The organism is Streptomyces sp. NPDC048331 (assembly GCF_043201215.1).
Taxonomy (GTDB): Bacteria; Actinomycetota; Actinomycetes; order Streptomycetales; family Streptomycetaceae; genus Streptomyces.
Window position 1 is genome coordinate 159905 of the sequence record NZ_JBICYT010000004.1, and the last position, 24790, is coordinate 184694.

A 24790-nucleotide genomic window follows, 5' to 3' on the forward strand; every position below is an offset into this window, starting at 1 on the left:
GGATCAACGAACGTACACGGACGGCACGCGGTACGGGAGTTGTGTCACGTTCCGGCGCGCGACCCGGCCAGATCCGGCGGTACGGCGGCCCGTAGTGCCGCGCCGAAGGCCGCCACGGCCGGGTGCGCGCCGGCTCCGCTGCGGAAGGCGAGGCTCGTACGCCGTTCCATGAGCAGGCGGGTGAGTCGTACGGCCGGGTCGGCCGGACCCGTGACCCCGAGCTGCGGTACGACGGCCACCCCCTGGCCCGCCGCGACGAGTGCGAGCACGGTGGCGAACTCGTCGACCTGGTGGCGGACCCGCGGAGTGAATCCGGCGGCCTGACAGGCCCGGACGGTCATGGCGTGGCAGAGGGTGCCGGGGGTGGCGGTGATCCAGGGCGCCTTGGCGTACGTACGCAGGACGGCGCCCTGGTCGGACCCGCCGGGCGGGTCGGGGGCCTCGGCGGCGGGCGCGGCCAGGTACATCGCCTCGCCGTAGAGCGGTTCGGTGGCCAGTCCCGGCTCGGGCTCGACGGGTACGAAGTCGTACTCGTGCACCAGGGCCACGTCCAGGTCCCCGGCCCGCAGCGCGTGGGCCACCGCCGCCGGGTCGGTCTCCGAGACCATCGGCTCCAGCGCCGGGTGCAGCCGGGCGAGGGAGATCAGCGCGGCCGGGACGATGGCCCGGGTGGCGGTGGGGAAGGCACCGATCCGCAGGGCTCCGGCCAGGCCGCCGCGCGCCTCGGCGAGGTCGGCGTCGGCCTGCTCCAGCCGTTCGAGGACGGCCTCGGCGTGTCGGACCAGGTTCTGGCCGGCCGGCGTGAGGCGGACCCCTCGGCCGGTGCGTTCCAGCAGGGGCAGGCCGGCCTCCCGTTCGAGCACGCCGAGCTGCTGGGAGACGGCCGAAGGGCTGAAGGTGAGGGCCTCGGCGACGGCGGCGATGGTGCCACGGCGGGCGAGTTCGCGGAGCAGGCGCAGGCGTCGTACGTCGAGCATCGGCTCAGCTTACGGGTTGGGTAAGAAAAGCGAACTGGATTTGACCCTTCGGGCGGGCGAGGCTCTTGGGCATGGCACAGGACATCGCACGAAACGCCGCACAGGACATTTCGCAGAACACCCCGCAGGACATCGCGGAGGCCCTCCCGCTGCACGGGATCCACGTACCGCTCGTCACTCCCTTCACCCACGGCGGGGAGGTCGCCGTCGAGGCGCTGGAAGCACTGGCCCACGAGGTGCTCGACGCGGGCGCCACCGGCATCGTCGCGCTCGGCACCACCGCGGAGACGGCCGGCCTCGACGAGGCGGAACGCGATCTCGTCACCGGGGTGTGCGCCGGGATCTGCGGGGAGCGGGGCGTGCCGCTGACCGTCGGCGCGGGGGCCGGCGGCACCCGGGCGGCCGAGGCCTCGCTGGCCCGGCTGACCCGGTGGCCCGAGGTGCGGGCGGCGCTGGTGACCGTACCGCCGTTCGTGCGCCCGGCGGCCGCCGGGGTGCTGGCGCACTTCGCGCGGCTCGCCGAGGTGAGCCCGGTACCGCTGATCGTCTATCACATCCCGTACCGCACCGGGCAGCCGCTGGACGCGGCCGCGCTGCGGGCGCTCGGGGCGCTTCCGGGTGTCGCCGGGGTGAAGTACGCCGGCGGCGGCATCGGCGAGGAGGCGGTGGCGCTGCTCGGCGACCTGCCGTCCGGGTTCGACGTGCTGGCCGGTGACGACGTGTACCTGTCCCCGCTGCTGGCGCTGGGCGCCGTGGGCGGGATCCTGGCCTCGGCGCACCTGGCGACGGACCGCTTCGCGGAGCTCGCCGCGGCCTGGCGGGCGGGCGACGTGGCCCGTGCACGGCCGCTGGGGCACGCGCTGGCCCGGATGTCGGCGGCGGCCTTCGCCGAGCCCAATCCGGCGGTGCTCAAGGGCGTCCTGCACGCCCAGGGGCGGATCCCGACCCCGGACGTCCGACTGCCCCTGCTACCGGCCTCACCGGGGGCGGTGGCGGCCGTGACCGCTGCACTGGAGCGGCTGGGGTGACCCTGGACGGCCGGCGGTGCTCCTGGGGCGCAGATCGACCGGCGATACGCCGGAAAGTGTCCTTGATGGGTGATTCGCCACCTAAGCTCCGGTCGCCCGAATGAAGGCCTCGGAGAGTGGAGTTGCCCGATTTGACTCCCGGGTCAGCCACCCGTGATGTGAGCCACACCGAACACCTCAACATCATTTCCGCAGAACAGCCGATTCCCTTTTCCCGGAAAGGGAATCGGCTATTGCGCGGATACCCCTTCAAGGTCATTTACCCGGTCGATAGCGAGATGTCGATCTATCGGTGGAATTCGGGTCTTGTTCCGGCGCGGCGCGCTCGCCTACGGTCACCTCGTTCCTGGTGGTCAGCGGCTTGATGCGGCCGCCACCCGGGATCTCCCGTCCCCCCACGTGAGGAATTCCACCATGCCTGCAAAGGGTAAGCACCGTCGGCCGAAGCACTACCGGATCACCCGCAAGCTGGCTCTCGCCGGCACCGGCGGCGCGGCCCTCACTCTCCCGCTGATCAGCGCCACCACCGCCGGGGCGGTGGAGACGGCCGCCGCCCCCACGACGTATTCCGTGGTCGCGGGCGACACCCTTTCGGAGATCGCGGCGAAGCATTCCGTGAGCGGCGGCTGGCAGCAGCTCTACGCGGCGAACCGGAGCGTCGTCGGCGACAACCCGTCGATCATCCGGCCCGGCATCAAGCTGAAGCTCGGCACCCAGGCGGAGCCCGAGCGCGCGAGCAGGTCCGCCGCCCGGACCACCCTCACCCCCGCCGCCAAGCCCGCCGTCAAGACCGCCGCCGCGGCCAAGCCGGTCACCGCCTACCCGAACAATCTCGACGGGTGGATCCGCGAGTCCCTCGCCGTCATGGCCAAGCACGGTATTCCCGGCTCCTACAACGGAATTCACCGCAATGTGATGCGCGAGTCCTCGGGCAATCCGCTGGCGATCAACAACTGGGACATCAACGCCCGCAACGGAATCCCGTCCAAGGGGCTGCTCCAGGTCATCGATCCGACCTTCCAGGCCTACCACGTGCCCGGCACCTCGCAGAACTCCTACGACCCGGTCGCCAACATCACCGCCGCGTGCAACTACGCGGCCGCGCGCTACGGCTCGATCGACAACGTCAACGGGGCCTACTAGGAAACTCCCCGCGCCGGTTCACACCGGAGGACGCCGGGCGGCGCGGACGAGGATCCGCAGGGGCGCCGCCAGGCCGTACCCGATGTCCCGGCGCAGGGCGGCGGCTCCCGCCCGCTCCACGGCCGTCAGCTGGTGCGCCATCAGCTCCGCCATGGTCGCGATGACGGGACGCAGCCCGGGTTCGGCGAGGTCGAGGATGCCGTGGGTGGCGTCCAGGGCGCCACGGGCGCGCCGGCACTCGGCGGCCAGCAGGGCCCGCACGGCCGGGGTGTCCCGGGCCTGTTCCAGGTCGGCCCGGGTCACGCGGTGCTCGTCGAGCCGGGCGCGCGGGATGCAGAGCCGACCCTCCGCGAGGTCCCCGTGCAGGTCGGCGAGGAAGTCCACGCGCTGTGCGGCGTCGACGAACCGCCGCCAGCCCGCGGCCTGTTCCGCGTCGGGGCCGCCCCGGTACTGCAGACCCGTGAAGACCAGGACCCCGGGCCAGGCGTAGGCGTCGAGGTAGGCCTGGAAGTCCTCCTCCGCGGCGAAGCCGTCGAAGCCGGCCTCGGCGGTGGCGGCTCCCTCCAGGAACCGCGAGACCCAGTGCGGGGGCAGGCCGCGGGAGTCCACCGCGTGCGCGTAGGCCCGCAGCAGGGGGTCGGGGCTGTCCCCGGACTCCAGGGCCGCCTCCACCCGCTCGGACAACGCGGCGAGACCGGCGGCCCGTTGCCGCGGGGTACCGGTCTCGGCGACATCGTCGACCAGGTTCATGAAGGCGAGACCCGCGGCGAGGGCGGGCACCAGCGGCGGCGCGGCCAGCAGCCGTAGCGCCAGGTACGGGGCGGACTCGCGGCGGAGCACCCGGCGCGCGGCGTGCGCGTAGTCCTCCCGCAGCCGGGTGCCGGAGATGCCGGCCGCCGTGAGGGTGGTGCGCCAGCTGGGCATGATGGTCGTGCTCCTGAACCTGTCGGACCGTGGGTGTGTACGGGTGGACGACCTCAGAACTTGGTGGCCTTCCTGACCTTGCCGTCGATACCCGCGAGCAGATAGCCGCCGCGACCGTACTCGTCGGTGACGTAGGGGCGCATGGCGGGGACCTGATCCATCATCCAGGGGTCGATGATCACATAGGTCGAGGTCGGCTTCTCGATGCCGAACTCCTTCTTGGACTGCTCCAGCAGACCGGGCACCGCGTCCCAGTTGACGGTTGCCATGTCGATGAGCGGCTCGCCCTCCTCCACCGTGCCGTCCGGGCCCGTGCGCTTGGCGGCGCCGTCGCGGTACTGCCAGGCGTCGACGGTGTCGGCACCGGGGGCGGTGGGGATGGAGGCGAGGACGTAGCCCTCGTAGACCGTGAGGTCCACGAAGGTGGTGGTGCCGGTCTTCTCCTTGAGCGCGTCCAGGGCGATCCGGATGTTCTGCGGGGTGAGCATGCTGCCGCGGGCCGCGACGGTCTTGGACGTGCTCGCCTTCGCGCTCGGGGTGGACGCCGGCGTGGTGACCGCGGGCCGGCCCGCGCGGGAATCGGCCGCGTCGTCGTCGCCGGACTTCCCGTCCGGCATCCACTGGACGATCCCGACGACGGCGGCCGCCAGCACCACCGTGAGGGCCGCGCCGATCAGGGCCGGCCGCCTGCGCGGTGCGTTCGTCAGCGGGACGGGCCTGGTGGGGGTCCCGTAGGGGGAGCCGCCCTGGCCGAACGGCGGCGGGGTCGGCGGTCCGTACGGGCCGCCGTACGGGCCGTACTGACCCGGGACGACGGGTGCGGCCGGCGTGGCTTGAGTGGCCGGTGCGGCCGGTGTGGCCGGTGCGGAGACGGCTGCCGCTGCGGCGACGGGCGCGGCCCCCGCCCCGTGGCCGGATCCGAGAGCGGCACTCGCGTCCCGGAGCAGTTGTTCCAGCTGCGCCCCGTCGGGTCGCGCGGCCGGGTCCCGTACGAGCAGCCGTTCCAGTACGGGTGCCAGCGGGCCGGAACGCACGGGGGCGGGGATCGGCTCGTCGAGCACGGCGACGACCGTGGCCAGGCTGGTGGCCCGGCGCAGCGGGTGGACACCCTCCGCGGCCACGTAGAGCAGCATGCCCAGTGACCACAGGTCGGAGGCGGCCAGCCCCTCCTCCCCGCGCACGCGTTCGGGCGCGATGTACTCGGGAGATCCGATCAACACACCGGTCGACGTGAGAGCGGTCGAGTCGCTCAGGGCCGCGATGCCGAAGTCGGTGAGCACCGCCGACCCGCTGGGCCGCAGCAGCACGTTGGCCGGCTTCACGTCGCGGTGCAGGACCCCCTCGGCGTGCGCGGCGCGCAGCGCGGAGAGCACGTCGAGGCCGAGCCGCAGCACGTCGGCGGGCGGCATGGGGCCGGACGACAGCCGGTCGTGCAGGGAGCCGCCCTGGACGAGTTCCATGACGATCCACGGGTGTCCGTCCACACCGTCGGGCGGTTCGACGATGTGGTGGATCGTCACCACGTGGGGGTGGGCGAGGCGGGCGAGGGCGCGGGCCTCGCGGACGGCCCGTTCGCGCATCTGGTCGGCAAGGCCGGGTTGGGCCGCGGCGGTCGCCGGGTCCGGCGGGCGCACCTCCTTGAGCGCGACCTCGCGGTGCAGGGCGATGTCGCGGGCGCGCCACACCGTACCCATGCCCCCGCTGCCCAGGGGGGCGACCAGCTCGAAACGGCCGTCGATCAGCTGTCTGCCGGCCTCACTCGTATCCATGGCCGCTCATCGTAAGGGGCGATCGGCTCAGCAGTGTCGGCGGTCCACCGTGAGCGTTCCCTGGGCGGTGGCCACTGTCCGGTCGTAACAGCCGCCGGGTGCCGCTGACCCGTACAACCGGTAGCGGGCGGAGGTGGTGGCGACCGCGTGCCGCTGGTCGCGCGGAACGTTCGCGGTGTACGTGGCGTCGCCGGTGTACCGGTCGTCGAGCCGGGAGCTGTCGACGGTCCGGCCGCCGCGTCGGGTGATGCTGTCGGCGCGGTCGCCGAGCGACAGGACGGTGCGCAGCCGGTCGCCGGCCCCGAGGGTGGTCTCGCCGTCCACCGTGTAGGTGCGGGCGGTCCGGGTGGTGGTCGGTCCGTGCGTCACGCTCTCCTCGTCGCTCCAGGTGGCGGTGAGAGCGTCCTGGTTCTCGCCGTCGGTCCAGCGGTGTGCGGAGGTGTTCGCGACGGCGCGCGTGATGGTGGTGGCCACGCGGCCGTGGGAGGTGTTCAGGTGGCCGGCGACCGTCAACCGGTGGCCGTCATCGGTGTCCAGACGGTGTTGCCCGCCGGGGGCGGCGGGGGTCCAGCGGGAATGGCCGGTCGGATCGCTGCGCTCGTACCGGGTCAGGGCGCCGGTGACGACCTCCCGGGCCTCGTCCTGCCAGAGCAGCAGGTTGGTGGGGGTGCTCCAGCCGCTCGCTCCGGTGGGTACCCCGGCGACGGAGACCTCGATGCGGTGCGGACGGCCGTCGTTGAGGAGGGCGGCGTAGGGGGTGAGGTCGTAGCGGATCGGCTGGACGTCGAAGGCGCGCGGGCCGGGGGTGACGTACCAGAGGAAGGGGTTGGACCAGCCTCCGGTCCAGACGGTGGGGAAGGGCGCGGCGATGCCGGCGAGCTGTCCGTCGACCGATACCCGGACCTCGCGGTACGGGCCGTCGGCCGCCTTGCAGGAGTACGGGGCCGCGTCCGGGGTGGTCATGTACCAGTACTCCTCGCAGCCGCCGCCCGAGCCGGTGGCGTACACCTCGGCGAGGAGGCGCTCCGTGTTGCGCGGGGTGGTGACGGAGGGGGTGGTGAGGGGCAGGACGCGGTCGGGGGTGTCGGGGGCCGGGTGGCGGCCGTCGGCGGCGTAGAAGGTCAGGGTCACCTTGACGTCGATGACGCCGGTGTAGGTGTCGTCGACGACGTTGCCGATGAGCATCTCGACGGGCTGCGGGTGGGCGAGGGTGTCGCGGTAGCGGGTGACGTCCTTCTCGACGGACCAGCTGATGCCGTCGGGCGAGGGCTGCGGGGTGGAGGTGCGCAGGATCTCGACCCCGCCGAGGGAGAGGTGGCCGAGGCGGTCGTACTGGCGGCCCTTGACCTTGCCGTCGAGGCGCAGCACGACTGTGGCCCAGCCCGCGGTGCCGCAGGCCGTGGGCGGGGTGTAGTCGCCCCGGTAGGGCGTGAAGTCGCGGAACCGCGCCTCCGCGAGGGTCACCCGGCACGAGCGGGTGTCGGGCCGGGCGACGGGTGGGGCCGCGGTGAGCGGGTCGTGCCAGTCGGTGCCGAACTCGGCGGGCGGCGGATCCGCGACCGGGGTCCCGGCGGCGTACGCGGGTCCCGCGGCGGCCAGGGTGGCGGCGGTCAGCGCGATCGCGCCGAGCAGGCCGGTGATCCTGCGTCGTCGTCTCATGGACCCGCAGTGAAACCCGGCCCGCCGGGCCGGGGCCAGGGCCGGTGCTCCGGCCCTGGCCGGTTCTGCCCGTCCGGTCCCGCTCGTACGTCAGCGGGGCAGGACGACCACGCCGTCGTCGTCCGCGTGGACGGTGTCCCCGGCGCGGAAGGTGACGTCGCCGATGGTGACGGGCTCGTCTACGGCGCCGTCACCGGTCTTGCCGCTCTTGCGGGGAACCGTGCCGAGCGCCTTGATGCCGAGGTCGAGCCCGCCGAGGGCGACGCTGTCGCGGACCGAACCGTTGATGATCAGGCCGGCCCAGCCGTTGGCCTCGGCGGCGCCCGCGATGAGGTCGCCGACGAGGGCGGTACGCGGCGAGCCGCCGCCGTCCACGACGAGGACCGCGCCCTCGCCCGGCGTGTGGAGGAGGGTGCGCAGCAGTGCGTTGTCCTCGTGGCAGCGCACGGTCCGTACGGGGCCCGCGAAGAGCCGGCGACCGCCGAACTGGCGGAATCCGGTGGCGCAGATGGCCAGGGACTCGCCGTACTCGTCGTACAGGTCGGCTGTGGGGACGGGGGTGACACTCATCTGGCTACCGGTTCCTCGCTGCTCGTGCTCGTACGTGACGTCGGTGCGGCCGGCGTAGGCCGCCGGTCGTGCGGGGCGGCGAGGCGGTCGGCGGCCCGGGTCGGACATCGGCCGGAATCCGACGGGCGTCCGGGGTCGGGGCGTGGGCCGGGGTGTTCGCCGGGGTGTTCGCCGGGCCGGATCGCGTGCGGCCGGGTCAGTCCCGGGAGTTGCCGAAGAGGATGCGGTAGCCGATCAGCAGGACCAGCGAGCCCGCGATGGCGGAGCCCCAGGTGGCGAGGTCGAAGAACTCGGTCTGGATGGGCTTGTCCAGGAACTTCGCCGACAGCCAGCCGCCGATGAAGGCTCCGGCGACGCCGATGAGCGTGGTCCCGATCAGGCCTCCGGGGTCCCGGCCGGGCAGCAGGACCTTGGCGATGCCTCCGGCCAGCAGTCCCAGGATGATCCAGCTGACGATCCCCATGTCCAGTCACTCCGCTTCGGTCGTCCGGTTGTCCGGTCGTTCAGGTGTTCCGCTCTTCTCCCGGGAGGACGCGCCCGGGCGGGGTTCGGTTCTCCGACGCTCAGACCGCCACGCGCCCGACCTGCACGGGGAGCTCCGGACCCGGGACGGGGCCGGCGCCCGGGCCGGTCCCGGCGGAGGGCGTCGTCCGGGTCAGCAGGAGCACTCCGCGCGCCGCCAGGAAGGCCCCGGCCCCGGCCAACAGCAGCCCGGGCACTCCGCCCTGCAGCCGTTCGCCGAGCAGGACCATGCCGATGACGGCCGCGGCCAGCGGATTGGCCAGGTTCACCACGGCCAGCGGGGCGCCGAGTCCACCGCGGTAGGCCCGCTGCGACAGCAGCATCCCGCCGACCGCGAACACCACGACGAGCAGGGCCACCGCGACGACCCGGACGCTGAGCAGGGCTCCACCGCGACCGGCCGCCACGGCCACCGTCTGGGTGAGGGCCGAGGCCGCCGCGGAGGCCAGCCCGGAGGCGGTCGCGTGGCGCAGGCCCGAGCGCGGGTCCTTGTCGGCGGTCAGCATCAGGATCACGGCGATGGTCGCGCCGGAGACGGCCAGCGCCTCGATCAGCGTGAGGGTGTCGTCGGGGGCCGGCCCGGAGGCCGGGAGCAGCAGCAGGCCGAGCCCGGCGACGGTGGCCAGGGTGCCCCGCCATTCGGTGGCCGCCACCCGGCGGCCGGACCTGCGCGCCCCCAGCGGGACGGCGGCCACCAGGGTGAGCGCGCCGAGCGGCTGCACGAGGGTGAGGGGGCCGTAGCGCAGGGCCGCCGCGTGCAGCAGCGCGGCGGCGGCGTTCAGCCCGGCCGACCACCACCAGGCACCGGAGCCCAGCAGGGCCTTGGCGGTGCGTGCGACGGCGGCCCGGGCGAGCCGTTCCTGGGCGACGGCGGCGGCCGCGTAGGCCACGGCCGAGGCCAGGCAGAGCCCTACGGCCAGGGTGGTGTCGTTCATCTTCCGGCTCCTACGGCCGTGTCCGTGCTCCGCGGGCGCGGCAGGTCTCGTACGGGGATGTCCTGGACCGGCTCCGAGGCCGATCCGGGGTCCGGGCCCGCGCCCGGGTCGGGATCCGGGTCGCTCGGGCGCGGCTTCGGGATGAGCAGCAGGGCCGCCCGGAGAAGGACCGCGGCCACGACGGCGTCGAGCCAGTAGTGATTGGCGGTGCCGACGATCACCAACAGGGTCAGCAGCGGGTGCAGCAGCCACAGGAAGCGCCACCGTGAGGAGGTGGCGGCGATCATGCCGAGCGCGAGCATCAGCGCCCAGCCGAAGTGCAGGGAGGGCATGGCGGCGAACTGGTTCGCCAGGGTGTCCTCGGCCGGTGCGGCCTTGTAGACGGTGGGCCCGTAGACCTGGGCGGTGTCGATGAGCTGCGCGGCGTCGAGCAGGCGCGGGGGCGCGAGCGGGAAGGCCAGATGCAGGGCGAGGGCGGCTCCGGTGAGTCCGGCGAGTACGCGGCGCGTCCACAGGTAGTGGGCGGGTCGGCGGATGTAGAGCCAGATCAGGAAGAGCGCGGTGGCGGGGAAGTGGACGCCCGCGTAGTAGGTGTTCGCGGTGGTGACGAGGGCGTCCCCGTGCAGCAGCAGCCGCTGCACGAAGCCTTCGCCGGGCAGGTGCAGGAAGCGCTCCGCGTCCCATATTCGCGCCGCGTTGCGGAAGGCCTCTTCGGTGCGGTCGGTCGAGAGCAGCCGGCCCGCCTTGTAGACGGTGAAGAATCCCGCGACGAGCAGCAGCTCGCGTATGAGGCGGCGGCGCGCGGCTCTCGGTCCGGCTGCCGGCTCGGCAGGTGTGGTGTGGGAGCTCATCCCCCGGTCTCTCTTCCTGTTTACGCGCACAGCGACACGCCAGTGTATCGATACATTGGCGTATCGATACGCTGGTGTACCGATACGGTCGCGTTCCCGTACACTTCCGTAGTGGAACCTGCCGCCGAGGCGCCCCAGAGGAGAGCCGCATCCATGACGACGACGCCGTCCCCCGCGCGCCGCTCCAAGATCACCCCGGAGCGGGAGCAGGAGTTCTACGACGCCGTCCTGGAGCAGCTGCGCGAGCACGGCTACGAGGCCCTGACCATGGAGGGCGTCGCCGCCCGGGCCAGCTGCGGCAAATCGACGCTCTACCGGCAGTGGAAGACCAAGCCCCAGCTCGTCGCCGCCGCCCTGCGTGCGGGCCGCCACGGCACCCTCGTCACCGTGGACACCGGTTCACTGGCGGGCGATCTACGGGAAGCCGCCCGGATCGCGGCCGGCACCTCCGGCCGGGACACCCGGCTGACGCAGGCCCTCGGCCACGCCGTGCTCAGTGACGAGGAACTCCAGGCCGCCCTGCGCGAGGCGCTGGTCGAGCCGGAGCTGGCCGCGTTCGACGAGATGGTCGGACGGGCCGTGGCGCGCGGCGAGATCGAGGCGAACCATCCGGCCGTGGAGTTCCTGCCCGCCCAGTTGATGGGCGTACTCCGCATCCGGCCGGTCCTGGAGGGGCGGTACGCGGACTCCGACTACCTGGTCCGGTTCGTCGACGCCGTGCTGCTCCCGTCCCTGGGCCTCACGCCTCCCCGCCCCACCGGCCCCCCGGCCGACCAGGCCCCCTGAACCGGCGGGCCGCCGTCCTGATGACCTGACGGCGACCTGCCCGCGCTGCCTCGTGGGGACGGCGGCAGCGCGCCACCCGGATCGGGCGGCGACCACTCACCCCAGGAGTGGTCGCCGCCCGATCCGTGCGGCTCCGCACCGGCCCGGACGGCCGGCCTCAGCGGAGCGCGCCCATGGTCCGGGCGAAGGCCTCCGGGTCACCCTCGAAGCCGTGCAGCCGCAGGTCGAAGGACCAGGCGCCCGAGGCGTCGCGGGTGAACTCGGCGACGGTGGCCGCGGTGGCGGAGGACACGGTCGCGAAGTCACCCTGGGCCAGGTCGGTGTGGCCCTCGCGGATCCGGAATCCGGTGCCGCCGATGTCGGCGAAGGTCTTCGTACGGCCCGCGGCGCCCCCTTCGGCGTTCTGGATGACGACGCCGACCACCACCCGCGCCGACTCCGACGCCATCCGGTCCAGCTCGACGGTCATCACCTCGTCGAAGCCGAAGCCCTGGCCGGTATGGCTGTCCCGGTTCAAGGTGATGGTTCCGTCCGGCGAACGACTGCCGAAGTGCACCAGCTGGACCGGAGTCCCCTGGAGGTCCGCGGCGCCGAAGACGGCGGCGACGATGTCGAGGTCGTTCGCCGGCGCGCCGGTCGGGCTGGGGTCCCACCGCAGGGCGAACTCCACCTTGGCCAGTCCTTTGCGTACACCGCTCACCGAACTCCCCCTTCGTTCACAGGCATTGCCCGCCCATGATCCCACGAGCCCCCCGGCCCGGCCCGAACGATCGTACGTTTCCGGCCATTTCGGCCGGTTCGGTCACCTCGACCCCGTCGTCGTGGTCGACCGTGCCGCGCACCGGAATTCCCCGACCCGGAGCAGGTGCGCGCATCGGGTCGAGCAACGCCCACATCCGGATAAGACCGATGGGCGGCCTTTCACCCCATAGCGGCGCATTCCCGACCCGTCGCACCACGGACGTTCCCGGCCCGCCCTTTTCCCCGTTCCGACCCCGGGCAACCGCATGATCTGCGGCTGAACCGGATCGTTATCCTCAAGTTTTCCTCAAATCTAGTGACGGTGAGGCCGTCCGCTTCCTAGCTTCCTCGTACACGCGTCCCCACGTCCCCACATTCGCGCGGTTCCACACGCCCCCGGCGATCCCGGTGACGCGTCCCGCGTACCCCAGGAAAGAGTGCAGCATGAAGGTTCCCCAGGCCGGTGCGGTCGCCGCAGTGATCGCGATCGCCCTGACCGCCTCCGGGTGCGGCGTCTTCGACGATGGGGACCAGGGGGACGGGACCCTCGCCATCGGCATCAAGTTCGACCAGCCCGGCATAGGCATGCGGGAGACCGACGGTACTTTCTCCGGATTCGACGTCGATGTGGCCACCTACGTGGCCAAGGAGCTCGGCTACAAGCCGGACAAGATCGAATTCAAGCAGGTCTACAGCAACGACCGCGAACTGCTGATCCAGTACAACGAGGTCAAGTTCGTCGTCGCGAGCTATTCGATCAACGAGAAGCGCAAGGAGAAGGTCGACTTCGCCGGCCCGTACTTCGTCGCGCACCAGGACCTGATGACCCGCGCCAACGACGCCTCGATCACCAAGGCCGAGGATCTGAATTCGAAGAGCCTGTGCTCGGTCAGCGGCTCCACCTCGGCCGAGAACCTCCGCAAGAACCTCGCCCCCAAGGCGGGCCTGCTGGAGATGAGCGGCTACGCGGACTGTGTCGTCGCGCTCCAGGAGAGCCGGGTCGACGCCATGACCACGGACAACTCCATCCTGGCCGGGTACGCCGCCCGGAAGGGCAACGAGGGCAAGTTCAAGCTGCTCGGCCAGACGCTGAGCAACGAGAACTACGGCATCGGCGTCAAGAAGGGCAACAAGGACCTCCAGCGCAAGATCAACGACGCGCTGAAGAAGATGGTCGCGGACGGCGCCTGGGAGGCGGCCGTGAAGAAGAACTTCGGCGCGAACTACAAGTACGAGCCGGCGCCGGCGATCACCCCCGTGAGCTGACGCCCGTCGGGGCGGTGACCGCACCGGACCCCGGGGCGCGGCGCGCCCCCGTCCGGCCTGACATCGGCCCCGCCGTCACGACCCGCCGGCCGTGAACCCCTGGAGACGGCCCGGGTCGGGGGTCACGGCCGGCGGTGTGTCGCGCGCTCCCGCTCAGCCCACCGGAGCCTTGCCGCGCAGCACGGTCAGGAACTCGCGCATCCAGCGCGAGTGGTCCGGCCAGGCCCGGGCCGAGACCAGGGTGCCGTCGACCACGGTCTCGGAGTCCTCGAACTCGGCCCCGGCCGCCTTCATGTCCAGCTCCAGCGCCGGGTACGCGGTCACCCGCCGGCCGCTCAGCCCACCGGCCGCGGCGGTGATCAACGGGCCGTGGCAGATCTGTGCGATCGGCTTGTCGGCTTCCGCGAAGGCGGCCAGGATCCGGCGCACCTCGGGGTCGTTGCGCAGGTATTCGGGCGCCCGGCCGCCCGGGACGACGAGGGCCGCGTAGTCCTCGGTGACCACGTCCGCGAAGGCCAGGTCGGCGGGCCAGGTGTAGCCGGGCTTCTCGGTGTAGGTGTCGAAGCCCTCCTCGAAGTCGTGGACCACGAACCGCAGTTTCTTCACCTGCGGAGCCGCGATGTGGACCTCGTACCCCTCCTCACGCAGGCGCTGGTACGGATACAGGACCTCCAGCGACTCGGCCGCGTCACCGGTCACGATGAGGATCTTCACTGCCATGGGCTGCTCCTGAGAGGGCTGGTCACGGTCGCTCCGGCCCCACCGGGGCCACGGCTACCCTGCCCGCGCCGCACGACCGGCACACACCAAGATCCCTCACTACCGACACGTGGTTTTCACCTGTTGGGCACATGACAATGTGACTCTCGCACTGCCACTGACACTCCGCCAATTCCCCGGGCGGGGACGGTGCGTATGGAGAGGTACCCCCCACCTGATGAAGATCTCGCGCCTGACCCCCTGGGCGGCCGCCCTCGCCGCCGCCGCCCTGATCGGCATACCGGCCGCGGCTTCCGCCGGCCAGCAGGGCACGACCACCACCGAGAACCCGACGGCCGCCGCGGCGGACCCGTACGCGGACTACTACGCGAACGCCCAGGGCAAGACCGGGGCCGCGCTGAAGACGGCTCTGCACGACATCATCAAGACCCAGTCGAAGGTGTCCTACGACGGCGTGTGGAACGCCTTGAAGGTGACCGACCAGGACCCGGCCAACGCGAACAACGTCATCCTGCTGTACTCCGGCCGCTCCCAGTCCAAGGCGACGAACGGTGGTGGGGTCAACGACTGGAACCGCGAGCACGTCTGGGCCAAGAGCCACGGCGACTTCGGCACCGCCACCGGCCCGGGCACCGACCTGCACCACCTGCGCCCCGAGGACGTCACCGTCAACAGCACCCGGGGCAACAAGGACTTCGACAAGGGCGGCAGCCCCGTCAGCGAGGCACCGGGCAGCCTGACCGACGCCGATTCCTTCGAGCCGCGCGACGCGGTCAAGGGTGACGTGGCGCGGATGCTGCTGTACATGGCCGTCCGCTACGAGGGCGAGGACGGCTTCGCGAACCTGGAGCTGAACGACCAGGTCAACAACGGCTCGGCGCCCGCGATGGGCCGGATCAGCCTGCTGAAGCAGTGGAGCCAGATGGACCCGCCGGACGCCTTCGAGCAGCGCCGGAACCAGGTCATATTCGACCGGTACCAGCACAACCGCAACCCGTTCATCGACCACCCGGAGTGGGTCGCCTCCATCTGGTGACCCGGGACCGCAGTCACGGCGTCCTCCGGGGTTGGGCCGCGTCAGGCAGGGTATTCCCAGGCCAGAGGCTGCGACCCGCGCCCGACGGCAGCAGCCGGCGGAGGTACGTCGTGATGGACGGAGCCGGACTCTCCGATCGCGAGCAGCGCGCCCTCTCCGCGATCGAGGCCGAACTCAAGGGTGATCGTTCCCTCGACCGGATCCTGCGGTCCACGTCGCACCGGCGTCGGCGCACCGTGGCAGCCTGGCTGCTCGGTGCGGTGGCGGCGGTGCTGTTCGTGGCGGCCGCGGTCACCGTCTCCCGGCTCCTGATCTGGGTCTTCGCCGCCGTCTGGACGTCGGCGGTGATCCTGGCGCTGCCGCTGGTCGGCGAGTGGCTCCGGCGCCGCCGGCAGCGCGTCGACCGTTCGGAGGGGATCTAGGGCCGGTCCTCCGGATCAGGCCGGGTCAGAGCCGGTCGGCGAGGGCCTTGAAGTCGACCCAGGGCAGCTGGGGCGTACGCGCGTCCCACACCTTCTGGGAGAGCGCGGCCAGCGGGGCCTGGATGCCCGCGGCCACCTGGGCCTGGGTCTGGGCGCCGGCCAGGTCGCTCCAGACGGCGAGGCGCCCGCCCAGGATCTGCGGCCCGTAGGAGGCCGGGACGGGGGTCGTGCCGCGCAGGACGAGCGGGGTCCACTGTTCGTAGATCCGCTGCCCGGTGGGGTACGTGAACTGGTTGGGCTGCCCCAGCACGTAGTAGAGGTATTCGTCGTTGAGATTGACGAGCTTGCGTCCCTCGCGCAGGTACTCCAGCGGCTGCCGGGCGCCGTTCTCCTTGCCCGTCCAGTACTCGACCTGGATGTCCTTCGCGGCGCTCGTCACCCCGCCCGCGAAGAACCCGTCGTTCCACGCCTTGAGGGCCTTCCCCGAGGGCCGGACCACGGCGGCCCGGTCGTTCAGCCAGCCCGTCGCCAGGTCCTGGACCCGTGCCGAAGGCCCGTACCGCTGCTGGGCCGCGCGCGCGAGCTGCGGGAAGGAGGCCTGCGGGTCCCGGTAGACCAGCGCCTGGTACTCGTCGGCGCCCAGGTGCCAGGCTCCGCCGGGGAAGAGCGGTATGTACTCGCGCAGCAGCTCGTCCACGAGCTTGGCGGACGCCGGCTTCGATATGTCCACGGCGCCCTTGACCGCACGCCCCTGGGTGTCGCGCAGCTGCAGGTCGGGGTGGGCCTTGAGGACCGCGCCGAGGTGGCCGGGCGAGTCGATCTCGGGGACCACGGTGATGTGCAGCCGGGCGGCGAGCGCGTTGATCTCGCGGACCTGGTCCTTGGTGAGGTGCGGGGTGGAGACGATCTCGGGGTGCGTGTCGGACTGGATCCGGAAGGCCTGGTCGTCGGAGAAGTGCAGGCCGAGCTGGTTGAGCTTGAGGTCGGCCATCTCGCGCAGCCGGTCCTCGATCCAGTCCGGGGTGTAGAACTTGCGGGCGATGTCCAGGTTGAGGCCGCGCTGCGGTTTGGCGGGGGCGTCGCGCACGGTGCCCTCGGGGGCCGAACCGGCGCTCTTGACCGCCTGCTTGAGGGTGCGGGTGCCGTAGAAGACCCCGGCCTGGTCGGGTCCGTTGATGCGGACGCGGCCGTCCTTCACGTCGAGGGTGTACGACTCGGGCCCTCCCGCGGCCCCCGCGTCGAGGGAGAGCTCCACGTCCCCGGCGCGCGGCGCGGCCGACTTGCCGTATCCGATGTTCAGTTCACCGGCCAGCAGTTGGGCTTCGTCGGACAGGGCGGCGGTGTCGTCCGGGGCGACGACCACGCGGGCGTCGGGGGTGGGCTTCCAACCGGGGCCGCGGGCGGGTTCGTGCTCCCGCACCGCCGGAATAGTGCGCGGGGCGGTGGACAGCGGGTAGGACGGGGTCGGCGTGGGGGTGGGGGCGGCCTCGGCCGGCCGCGCCGCCGTCGTGGAGGAACCCGGGGCGGTGGGGGCGGGCGCCTCGTCGGAGGCGGCCGAGCAGCCCGGCAGGGCAAGGGTGACCAGCGCGGCGACCGTGGCCGTCGCGATCGTGTGGACCCTCTTGTGTCGCCTCTGTCTGCTCATGATGGATGCGTGTCCCCCGTACCAACGTGGCACGGGGGACAGGAGCGCGCGACCCGGCGGGCTCAGATCAGGGCGTCCCGCGCGGCGACGGCGAAGCCGTGGTCCTGCTCGGGGGCGCCGCCGCCGACGCCGACGGCGCCGATCAGGCGGCCGTCGCGGTGGACGGGCAGCCCGCCCGCGATGAACAGCAGCGGCCGGTCGAGAGCCGTGGGCAGGGTGTGGAAGGGGCCGCCGGGCCGGACGGCTTCGACGAGGTCGGCGGTGGGCGCGTTCAGCTGGAGCGCGGTGTAGGCCTTGCGGGTGCTGGTCTCGCCCGAGATCAGCACGGCGCGGTCGTCGCGGCGGAAGGCGAGCAGGTGCCCGCCGGCGTCGAGGACGGTGACGCTGACCGTGACCCCGGCCGCTTCGGCGGCGGCCGAGGCGGTGGCGACGATCAGCTCGGCGTCCTCGGTGCTCAGGGGGGGGCGACGGCGGTGCGGGTGGGGGTGGACATGCGGGTCTCTCCTTGCGGGCGGGGGTGCGTGGGTACGCGGGGGGGTGGATCAGTGGTGGGCGGGAACGGCCGCGGTCGTTCCGGGTGCGCCGGCCGCCACGACCGCGGCCCGGTCGCCGCGGGCCGAGCGGCGCGTCGTACGGCGCTCGAGCGCGCCGGAGACGAGGGCGAGCACCAGGGCGGACGCGGCGAGGGCGGCGCCGACCCAGTTGGGGGCGGTCCAGCCGAGGCCGGCGGCGATCACCAGTCCGCCGAGCCAGGCGGCCAACGCGTTGCCGAGGTTGAAGGCGCCGATGTTGACGGCCGAGGCCAGGGTGGGCGCCGCGGCGGCCTGGTCCAGGACGCGCTTCTGGAGCGGGGGCACGGTGGCGAAGCCGAGGGCGCCGATCAGTACGAGGGTGACGGCCGCGCCGACCTTGGTGTGGGCGGTCAGGGTGAAGACGGCGAGGGTGACGGCGAGGGCACCCAGGGCCACGTACAGCATCGGCATCAGCGCGCGGTCGGCGTAGCGGCCGCCGATGAGGTTGCCGGCGACCATGCCCAGGCCGAAGAGGACGAGGAGCCAGGTGACGGAGGTGTCGGCGAAGCCCGCGACGTTCGTCATCATCGGGGTGACGTAGGTGATCGCGGCGAAGACGCCGCCGAAGCCGAGGACGGTCATCGCCATCGCCAGCAGCACCTGGACGTTGCGGAAGGCGGCGAGTTCGCGGCGGATCCGTACGCCGCCCTCGGGCCGGGGCAGGTCGGGTACCAGCCGGGCGATGCCGAGCAGACCGGCGACGCCCAGGGCTGCGACGATCAGGAAGGTGACGCGCCAGCCGAGGGTCTGACCGACGAAGGTGCCGAGGGGGACGCCGACGACGTTGGCCACCGTCAGTCCGGTGAACATCATGGCGATGGCGCCGGCCTTCATCTCGGGGGCGACGAGTTCGGCGGCGACGACCGCGCCGATGCCGAAGAAGGCGCCGTGGGCGAGCGAGGCGACGACACGGCCGGCGAGCATGACGCCGAAGGCGGGGGCGAGGGCGGAGAGCACGTTGCCCGCGATGAACAGGCCCATGAGCAGCATCAGCATGCGCTTGCGGGGAACGCGGGTGCCGAGCACGGTCATGAGGGGCGCGCCGAGGACGACGCCGAGGGCGTAGCCGGTGACCAGGAAGCCCGCGGTGGGGATGGAGACGCCGTAGGTGCCGGCGACCTCCGGGAGCAGGCCCATGATCACGAATTCTGTGGTGCCGATCCCGAAGGCCCCGACGGCGAGGGCGAGGAGTGCGAGAGGCATGGGGGAGGTGTCCTTCAGGGGAGGGGGTGGTGCACGGTGCGACGGCGACGACGGCGGTACGGCCGCGACGGCCGCGACGGGGCGCGATGCCGTCGATCACGACCGGGTGCCGCTGATTGCGGTCGCCGATTGCATGCGTCCACATTAATTGCACACGCGGGATATTTGCAAGCGCTGGCTATTGCGCGCGTGGACTATCCTGGTGGACACAGACCCAGCCAGGGACGCTTCGATGGAGGAGCCCATGACGGCCACGGACAGCGCGCTCACCGCCCTCTCCCAGGGCTGGTGCGCCCTCTCCCTCCTGCACGGGCGGATCGAGGCACACATCGAACGGGCCCTCCAGGCGGGCCACGGCCTCAGCGTGCGCGAGTACTCGCTGCTGGACGTGCTCAGCCGCCAGCACGACGGCCCGGGCGGGCACCTGCGCATGCACCAGGTCGCCGACTCCGTGGTGCTCAGCCAGAGCGCGACGACCCGGTTGGTGAGCAGGTTGGAGGACCGCGGCCTGCTGAACCGCTACATCTGCGACACCGACCGGCGGGGCATCTACACCGACGTCAGTGAGGCGGGCCTGGCCCTTCTGGCCGCCGCCCGCCCCACCAACGACACCGCGCTGCGCGAGGCGCTCGACGAGGCCTCGCTCGACCCTGAACTCACCCCGCTGGTCGCGGCGGTGGAGAACCTCCGACGCTGATCCCGGGGCGGATCGCCGTTCAGCGCGGGGCGGAGCTCGGCGGGGGCGAGGACGTCACGATGCCTCCGCGCGCCGCGGACGGGCTCGCCGAGGGCGCCGATGCCGACGGACTGGGCGAGACCGGGACCGACGGGCTCGCCGACCGACCGGGGGGCGAGGAACCGGCCGGGCTCCCCGAGGGGGCCACACCCGGGCTCCGCGCCACCGAACCCGACGGCCGCGGTGCCGGTGACGTCGGCTGCTCCGAGGACGGTCCCGGGGCCGTGATCCTCGGCGGGGTGGCCGGCGGCATCGGGCCGGGCGCCGGATCCGGGGCCGCCATCAGGTAGCCGACCCCGGCGACCGCCGCTGCCGCCGCCAGCCCCGCCAGCGGCAACGCGAACCGCCGCAGCCGGGCCATCGGCAGCCGTCCCAGGTGCGCCCCGGGCGGCTCCGCGGGCCGCAGCCGCCGCACGTCGATGCCGTCCGCGCGCGCTTCGAGGGCCTCCCGCAGCCGGCGCTCGACGGGGCGCTCGGCGAGACGTTCGCCGTCACGCGTCATATCCGTCCCTCCAGAATCCGTTCCAGGGCGTCCAGGCCGCGGCTGGCGTTGGACTTCACCGCTCCCCGGCTGATCCCGAGGGTGGCCGCGATCTCCGCCTCGCTGAGATCGGCCCAGTACCGCAGCACCAGCACCTGGCGGCGGCGCGGGGTGAGCCGGCCGAGCGCGGCGAGCACCTCACGGTGCGCCTCGTCGAGGACGACGTGGTCCTCGGCGGACGGTATGTCGGCCGCCGTCGGCGGGGTCCAGGCCCGGACGGTCCGCCTGCGGCGCAGCACCGAGCGCGAGGTGTTGACCACCGCGGTGCGCAGGTAGCCCAGCGCGTTGTCGACCTCGGTGATCTGCTCGCCGTGCCGCCGGTACAGCGCGGTGAAGGCGTCCTGGACCACGTCCTCGGCGGTGGCCAGGTCGTCGACGAGCAGCACCGCGAGCCGGACCATCCGCAGCCGGTGCGCGTGGTAGAGCTCGGTGACGGTGGGCGGCCGCGACGTGCCGAGGCCGGTGTGGTCGTAGGTGTACGAGGGCCCGTACGCGCTTTCGTACGGGTCCGGGCGCGACCGCGGGGAGGTGGCCGGGGCCGAGCGCTCGCGGCGCAGCAACGACCAAAGGCCCCGCCACGCCCGGCCGAAGCCGGGCGTGAGGGGGCCGACGGGTGGTGCCAGTTGGAGCACGGGGTTCCTCAGCTGTTCGCGCGGCGCCGCACGGCGTACAGGGCTCCCGCGCCGGCCAGGACCAGCACGGTGGCCCCCGCGCCCATGGCGACGGTGCTCGCCGAGGAGCCAGTATGCGCGAGCTCCGGGGTGCCGGGGGCGGCGGCCGGCTCGGAAGGCGACGCGCTGGGCCGCACACCCGTGCCCGGGGCCGACGGAGCGGCACTCGGCGCGGCACTGGGAGCGGCGCTGGGGGTCGCGCTGCGCGTGTCCGATCCCGCGCTCGGCGGGGTGCTCACCGACGGGGAGGGCTTGACCACGCCCGCGCTCGGTGAGGCACTCGCGGGCACGCTGACCGACGGGGAGGGAGCGGCCGAACCGCCGCTCGCGGCGAAGGCCGGACCGGCGAGGGCGACGGCCACCCCGGCGGCGGCAGCGGTGACGGCCGTCCGGCGGAAGGCCGAGGGGACACGCAACAGGTTCTTCACGGTGGTTCTCCACGGTCGGGTCGAGGACGCGGGAGTGCGCCCTTCACCCCCGCACGACGCGCGACCCCCCGGGAGGTTGTCGCCGTTCCGGAAAAACTTTCCGACCGGTTTCCGGCGACCCGACCACCGCGGCCAGCGCCGTGGCCAGCGTGGCGATGCCGTCCTCGATCTCTCCCGTCGAGCCCGCCGCGTAGCCGAGGATCAGTCCCGGCGGGCCGGGCCGGATCCGGTGCCACGACAGCGGATGGGCCTTCACCCCCAGGGCCAGGGCCGCCGCGGCCAGGTCCGTGTCCTCGAAGCCCGCGCCGTCGAAGGTGACCATCAGGTGCAGCCCGGCCGCCGCGCCGTGCACCCGGGCGCCGGGCAGCAGCTCGGCGACGGCCGCGAGCATGGCGTCGCGGCGGCGGCGATGGCGGCGCCGGACGTGGCGCAGGTGCCGTTCCAGCTCGCCGGAGTCCATCAGTCGGGCGAGGACCAGCTGGGCGAGGACCGGATTGCCGAGGTCGGCGTAGCGCTTGGCCGCGGTCACGGCGTCGCGCAGGCGCGGCGGGACCAGCAGCCAGCCCAGGCGCAGGGCGGGGGCGAGGAGCTTGGACACGCTCCCGGCGTAGCAGACCCCCTCGGGCAGCAGGGCGCGCAGGGCGGGGACGGGTGCCCGGTCGTAGCGGTGCTCGGCGTCGTAGTCGTCCTCGATGACCAGTCCCCCGGCGGCCGCCCAGCCGAGCAGGTCCCGACGGCGCTCGCCGTCGAGGACGACCCCGGTCGGGAACTGGTGCGCCGGGGTGAGCAGGACGGCCCCGGCGCCGCTCGCCCGGAGCCCGGCCACGTCGAGTCCGGCCCCGTCCACCGGTACGGGGACCGTCTCCATGTGCCCGTACTCCAGTTGCTGCCGGGCACCCAACGAGCCCGGGTCCTCCACGGCGACCCGGTGCACGCCGTGCTGCCGCAGGACGGGCGCGAGCAGCGCCAGCGCCTGGGCCACTCCCGCGACGACGACCACCTCGTCGGGGTAGGCCCGGATCCCGCGGTTCCGGGCGAGCCAACCCACGACCGCCTCGCGCAGTGCGGGTGCCCCCTGGGGGTTGCCGTAGCCGAAGTCGGCCGGGGTGAGCGAGGCGAGGACCCGGCGTTCGGCCTGGAGCCAGGCGGTACGGGGGAAGGCGGTGAGGTCGGGCACCCCGGGCGAGAGGTCGATCCGGCAGGGCACGGCGCGCAGGGCGTCCACGAGCCCGCCGCGCTCCGGCGCACGGGAGGGGCCGGCCATCGGTGGGGGCGCGGCGACGACCACGGTGCCGCCCCGGCCTCGGCCGCTGACCTGGCCGCTCTCGGCGAGGCGCTGGTAGGCCTCGGTGACGAGCCCCCGGGATACGCGCAGTTCGGCGGCGAGGATCCGGCTGGCCGGAAGCCGGCTGCCGACCGGGAGGGTGCCGTCGGCGATGGCGGCGCGGAGCCGGCCCGCCAGCCAGTCGGTGCGGCCGCCCGGCGGGGCCTGGCCGATGTCGAGCTGGAGGAAGTCCGAGCCGCTGAGGTTTTTGGACCCCTGTGGATCACCCTGTTTGGAGCTGCTCATAGGGCCATTGTGCGGCCACGCTGGAACACATGCAGACACAGCCCGCCTCCCCCTCCGACCCCACCTCAGCACCCGCCCCCGCCTGCGCTGCCCCCGGCTCCCCCACCACCTCCGCTCCCGACTCCCCCGTCGGCTCGACCGCGTTCCGCGACCTGGTTCCGGGGATCGTGGGCATGGCGCTGGTCGGCAGCAGCGTCACGGTCTCGCGGGCCCTCGTCGACGCCCCCCTGTTCGCCACCCAGGCCGTCCGGTACGCCGCCGCCGCGCTGCTGCTGTTCGCCCTGGCCCGGGCGGTCCGGGTCCCGGTGCACAGGCCGCGCGGTCGGGAGTGGCTGTGGCTGGCGGGGATCGCGGCGACCGGGCTGGTGCTGTTCAACGTGGCCGTGGTCCGCGGGGTCGCCCACGCCGAACCGGCCGTCATCGCCGTCGCGGTGGCCTCCGTACCGATCCTGTTGGGTCTGCTCGGCCCCTTCCTGGAAGGGCGGCGGCCCAGCCGGCAGGTGCTGCTCGCGGCTCCGGTGGTGGTGGCGGGGGCCGTGCTGGTGGAGGGGACGGGCCGGACGGACGCCGCCGGGGTGGCCTGGGCGGCGCTCGCACTGGGCTGCGAGGCCGCCTTCACCCTGCTCGCGGTGCCGGTGCTGCGCCGGCACGGGGCGTGGGGGGTGTCCGTGCACGCGGTGTGGTTGGGTGCGCTGATGCTGGCGGGGCTCACGGTCGCCTTCGAGAGCCCGGCCGAGCTGGTGTCGCTGGGCCGGTTCCGGTGGGCGGCCGCCGGCTACCTCGCCGTGATGGTGACGGCGGTGGCCTTCCTCCTCTGGTACCGCACGGTGGCCGCGGTGGGCGCCGGCCGCGCCGGTCTGCTGACCGGGGTCGCGCCCCTGGCCGCGGCGGGCGCGGGGGTCCTCACGGGCAGCGGGGTCCCGGGCCCCGCGGTGTGGCTGGGCCTGCTCGTGGTGATCGCGGGACTGGCCGCCGGTCTGCGGCCGGACCGGGCCCCGCGGTCCACTCCTACGCTGCCGGGGTGACGTCCACGGTCAGCCGCTCCAGCTCGTGTACCGCGGCGTCGACGGCTTAGGTCCGCAGGACGGGCTCGCGTGACGGGTCCTGCGGCCGGACGTCCCGGACCCAGTACTCCGGCCTGCGGTCCGGGGCGTCGAAGTCGTCGTAGCAGTACACGATGCAAGGGTCCAGGTACGCGGCGGTCGCGAAGAAGTCGGAGCTCGTCGCGAGGCGCAAGGAGTTGTGGCTGGAGAAGGGGAAGAACCGCACGAGCGTACTGGCCCGCGCCGTACGCCACAGCAGTTCCTCGACCGGGGGAACCCAGGAGGCGCCGCACCGGGAACGGCTGTCGGACATCGACGTGTGCCGGATCCCCGCGTCCCATTGGAGGTCCGTCTCCGTCATGCGCCCACGCGCCGGCGCGCGTAGCAGAAGAGGTGCTCCTCCGGGGCCGCGCCGTCGGCGGCGGGTCGGAAGTGCGCGGTGTGGTGGTGCAGCACCTCCAGGCCCAGGTCGGCGAGCCGGGCCAGGTGGTCGGCCGTGGAGAGGCTGCTGACGGTGACCTCGTGGCCCATCCACTCGATGTCCAGGCCCCGGATGTCCCCCGGCACCGTGGCCAGCACGAGGTAGCCGCCCGGCGCGACCCAGGACGCCATGCGGTCCAGTGCGGCCGCCACCTCCGGCTGGTCCATCACCAGCAGCGGGAAGAAGGAGCACACCGCGTCGAAGTCGGCCCGCTCGGGCGTGTAGGTCCGTACGTCGGCCCGCTCGAAGCGGGCCCGCGGCACTCTGGCGCGGGCCAGTTCGACCATGGCGGTCGAGACGTCGATGCCGGTGACGGCGCAGCCGGCCCGGACCAGCGCCTCGGCGGTGGGCCGTCCGGTGCCACTGCCCACGTCCAACACCCTTGCTCCGGCGGGGAGTCGATCGGTGAGCCAGTCGAGTGCGGCCAGTTGGCCGGGCACCCGCCCGAACACCTCCTCGTAGCGCTCCCCCAGATCGTCGAACACCTCTGCCGCCGACTTGCGTTGACTCATCGGGCCGCCCCTTCGTCTCCGGAGCACCACCGTACCGGT

Annotated in this window: 27 protein-coding genes; 9 read left to right on the top strand and 18 right to left on the bottom strand. The window is 73.2% G+C overall.

The window, feature by feature from the left end:
• Positions 1-44 precede the first annotated feature (44 nt).
• Entirely contained in the window at positions 45-977 is a 933-nt protein-coding gene (locus tag ACGFYY_RS08770) for a LysR substrate-binding domain-containing protein (RefSeq protein WP_393707764.1), read from the bottom strand.
• A gap of 71 nt (positions 978-1048) precedes the next feature.
• Between ACGFYY_RS08770 and ACGFYY_RS08775 the strand changes: the two genes are divergently transcribed.
• Both ACGFYY_RS08775 and ACGFYY_RS08780 read left to right on the top strand, forming a co-directional pair.
• On the top strand, positions 1049-2005 hold the full coding sequence (locus ACGFYY_RS08775) for a dihydrodipicolinate synthase family protein (RefSeq protein WP_393707765.1): 957 nt from the start codon (positions 1049-1051) through the stop codon (positions 2003-2005).
• 414 nt (positions 2006-2419) lie between these two features.
• Entirely contained in the window at positions 2420-3148 is a 729-nt protein-coding gene (locus tag ACGFYY_RS08780) for a LysM peptidoglycan-binding domain-containing protein (RefSeq protein WP_365267042.1), read from the top strand.
• A gap of 18 nt (positions 3149-3166) precedes the next feature.
• Here the strand turns inward: ACGFYY_RS08780 and ACGFYY_RS08785 are convergent, their stop codons facing one another.
• The 7 genes from ACGFYY_RS08785 to ACGFYY_RS08815 form a co-directional block, all read right to left on the bottom strand.
• Positions 3167-4072: a phytoene/squalene synthase family protein gene (locus tag ACGFYY_RS08785; protein WP_393707766.1), complete on the bottom strand. Its 906-nt coding sequence runs from the start codon at positions 4070-4072 to the stop codon at positions 3167-3169.
• Between the two features lie 53 nt (positions 4073-4125).
• Entirely contained in the window at positions 4126-5841 is a 1716-nt protein-coding gene (locus tag ACGFYY_RS08790; protein WP_393707767.1) for a serine/threonine-protein kinase, read from the bottom strand.
• 27 nt (positions 5842-5868) lie between these two features.
• Complete coding sequence (locus ACGFYY_RS08795; RefSeq protein WP_393707768.1) at positions 5869-7500, bottom strand: peptide-N4-asparagine amidase; 1632 nt, start codon at positions 7498-7500, stop codon at positions 5869-5871.
• Between the two features lie 90 nt (positions 7501-7590).
• Entirely contained in the window at positions 7591-8070 is a 480-nt protein-coding gene (gene rraA, locus ACGFYY_RS08800; RefSeq protein WP_301364029.1) for a ribonuclease E activity regulator RraA, read from the bottom strand.
• Between the two features lie 196 nt (positions 8071-8266).
• Positions 8267-8533: a GlsB/YeaQ/YmgE family stress response membrane protein gene (locus ACGFYY_RS08805; protein ID WP_365267034.1), complete on the bottom strand. Its 267-nt coding sequence runs from the start codon at positions 8531-8533 to the stop codon at positions 8267-8269.
• A 100-nt stretch (positions 8534-8633) separates the two neighbouring features.
• The gene (locus ACGFYY_RS08810) at positions 8634-9527 is read right to left on the bottom strand and encodes a hypothetical protein (RefSeq protein ID WP_393707769.1); all 894 of its coding nucleotides are present in this window, start codon (positions 9525-9527) and stop codon (positions 8634-8636) included.
• On the bottom strand, positions 9524-10378 hold the full coding sequence (locus ACGFYY_RS08815) for a phosphatase PAP2 family protein (RefSeq protein ID WP_393707770.1): 855 nt from the start codon (positions 10376-10378) through the stop codon (positions 9524-9526). Before ACGFYY_RS08815 ends, ACGFYY_RS08810 begins: the two co-directional genes overlap by 4 nt.
• 153 nt (positions 10379-10531) lie before the next feature.
• Between ACGFYY_RS08815 and ACGFYY_RS08820 the strand changes: the two genes are divergently transcribed.
• On the top strand, positions 10532-11164 hold the full coding sequence (locus ACGFYY_RS08820; protein ID WP_365267029.1) for a TetR/AcrR family transcriptional regulator: 633 nt from the start codon (positions 10532-10534) through the stop codon (positions 11162-11164).
• A gap of 157 nt (positions 11165-11321) precedes the next feature.
• On the opposite strand, the gene ACGFYY_RS08825 is transcribed toward ACGFYY_RS08820, so the two are convergent.
• On the bottom strand, positions 11322-11864 hold the full coding sequence (locus ACGFYY_RS08825; RefSeq protein WP_393707771.1) for a TerD family protein: 543 nt from the start codon (positions 11862-11864) through the stop codon (positions 11322-11324).
• 485 nt (positions 11865-12349) lie between these two features.
• Here ACGFYY_RS08825 and ACGFYY_RS08830 point away from each other — a divergent pair, with 485 nt between their 5' ends.
• The gene (locus ACGFYY_RS08830; protein ID WP_393707772.1) at positions 12350-13171 is read left to right on the top strand and encodes a glutamate ABC transporter substrate-binding protein; all 822 of its coding nucleotides are present in this window, start codon (positions 12350-12352) and stop codon (positions 13169-13171) included.
• A 153-nt stretch (positions 13172-13324) separates the two neighbouring features.
• Here the strand turns inward: ACGFYY_RS08830 and ACGFYY_RS08835 are convergent, their stop codons facing one another.
• Complete coding sequence (locus ACGFYY_RS08835) at positions 13325-13891, bottom strand: DJ-1/PfpI family protein (RefSeq protein ID WP_393707773.1); 567 nt, start codon at positions 13889-13891, stop codon at positions 13325-13327.
• Positions 13892-14108: 217 nt separating this feature from the next.
• On the opposite strand from ACGFYY_RS08835, the gene ACGFYY_RS08840 reads away from it, so the two are divergent.
• Entirely contained in the window at positions 14109-14927 is an 819-nt protein-coding gene (locus ACGFYY_RS08840) for an endonuclease I family protein (protein ID WP_393707774.1), read from the top strand.
• 113 nt (positions 14928-15040) lie between these two features.
• The gene (locus ACGFYY_RS08845; RefSeq protein ID WP_365267020.1) at positions 15041-15349 is read left to right on the top strand and encodes a DUF3040 domain-containing protein; all 309 of its coding nucleotides are present in this window, start codon (positions 15041-15043) and stop codon (positions 15347-15349) included.
• A gap of 25 nt (positions 15350-15374) precedes the next feature.
• On the opposite strand, the gene ACGFYY_RS08850 is transcribed toward ACGFYY_RS08845, so the two are convergent.
• The 3 genes from ACGFYY_RS08850 to ACGFYY_RS08860 all read right to left on the bottom strand — a co-directional run bounded on the left by ACGFYY_RS08850 (position 15375) and on the right by ACGFYY_RS08860 (position 18769).
• Positions 15375-16994, bottom strand: a complete 1620-nt coding sequence (locus ACGFYY_RS08850) for a glycoside hydrolase family 20 protein (protein ID WP_393707775.1) — start codon at positions 16992-16994, stop codon at positions 15375-15377.
• Between the two features lie 62 nt (positions 16995-17056).
• Entirely contained in the window at positions 17057-17452 is a 396-nt protein-coding gene (locus ACGFYY_RS08855; RefSeq protein WP_393708006.1) for a heme-binding protein, read from the bottom strand.
• 84 nt (positions 17453-17536) lie between these two features.
• The gene (locus ACGFYY_RS08860) at positions 17537-18769 is read right to left on the bottom strand and encodes an MFS transporter (protein WP_393707776.1); all 1233 of its coding nucleotides are present in this window, start codon (positions 18767-18769) and stop codon (positions 17537-17539) included.
• 244 nt (positions 18770-19013) lie between these two features.
• Here ACGFYY_RS08860 and ACGFYY_RS08865 point away from each other — a divergent pair, with 244 nt between their 5' ends.
• Together ACGFYY_RS08865 and ACGFYY_RS08870 are read left to right on the top strand one after the other, a co-directional pair.
• Complete coding sequence (locus ACGFYY_RS08865; RefSeq protein ID WP_365267013.1) at positions 19014-19466, top strand: MarR family transcriptional regulator; 453 nt, start codon at positions 19014-19016, stop codon at positions 19464-19466.
• 59 nt (positions 19467-19525) lie between these two features.
• Positions 19526-19795, top strand: coding sequence for a hypothetical protein (locus ACGFYY_RS08870; protein WP_365267011.1), 270 nt, complete (start codon positions 19526-19528; stop codon positions 19793-19795).
• Positions 19796-20003: 208 nt separating this feature from the next.
• On the opposite strand, the gene ACGFYY_RS08875 is transcribed toward ACGFYY_RS08870, so the two are convergent.
• From ACGFYY_RS08875 to ACGFYY_RS08885, 3 genes are read right to left on the bottom strand one after another with little or no spacing between them, the layout of a single operon-like run.
• Positions 20004-20678 (bottom strand): RNA polymerase sigma factor, encoded by a 675-nt coding sequence (locus ACGFYY_RS08875; protein WP_393707777.1) that lies wholly within the window; start codon positions 20676-20678, stop codon positions 20004-20006.
• An 8-nt stretch (positions 20679-20686) separates the two neighbouring features.
• A complete protein-coding gene (locus tag ACGFYY_RS08880; RefSeq protein WP_365267008.1) occupies positions 20687-21145 on the bottom strand; it encodes an LAETG motif-containing sortase-dependent surface protein in 459 nt (152 codons plus the stop codon).
• Between the two features lie 43 nt (positions 21146-21188).
• A complete protein-coding gene (locus ACGFYY_RS08885) occupies positions 21189-22715 on the bottom strand; it encodes a PLP-dependent aminotransferase family protein (protein ID WP_393707778.1) in 1527 nt (508 codons plus the stop codon).
• Positions 22716-22744: 29 nt separating this feature from the next.
• On the opposite strand from ACGFYY_RS08885, the gene ACGFYY_RS08890 reads away from it, so the two are divergent.
• Entirely contained in the window at positions 22745-23740 is a 996-nt protein-coding gene (locus tag ACGFYY_RS08890) for a DMT family transporter (RefSeq protein ID WP_393707779.1), read from the top strand.
• A gap of 46 nt (positions 23741-23786) precedes the next feature.
• Here ACGFYY_RS08890 and ACGFYY_RS08895 read toward each other — a convergent pair whose 3' ends face one another.
• Both ACGFYY_RS08895 and ACGFYY_RS08900 read right to left on the bottom strand, forming a co-directional pair.
• Positions 23787-24119, bottom strand: a complete 333-nt coding sequence (locus ACGFYY_RS08895; protein ID WP_393707780.1) for a hypothetical protein — start codon at positions 24117-24119, stop codon at positions 23787-23789.
• Entirely contained in the window at positions 24116-24751 is a 636-nt protein-coding gene (locus tag ACGFYY_RS08900; RefSeq protein WP_365278573.1) for a class I SAM-dependent methyltransferase, read from the bottom strand. Before ACGFYY_RS08900 ends, ACGFYY_RS08895 begins: the two co-directional genes overlap by 4 nt.
• Between the last annotated feature and the right edge of the window lie 39 nt (positions 24752-24790).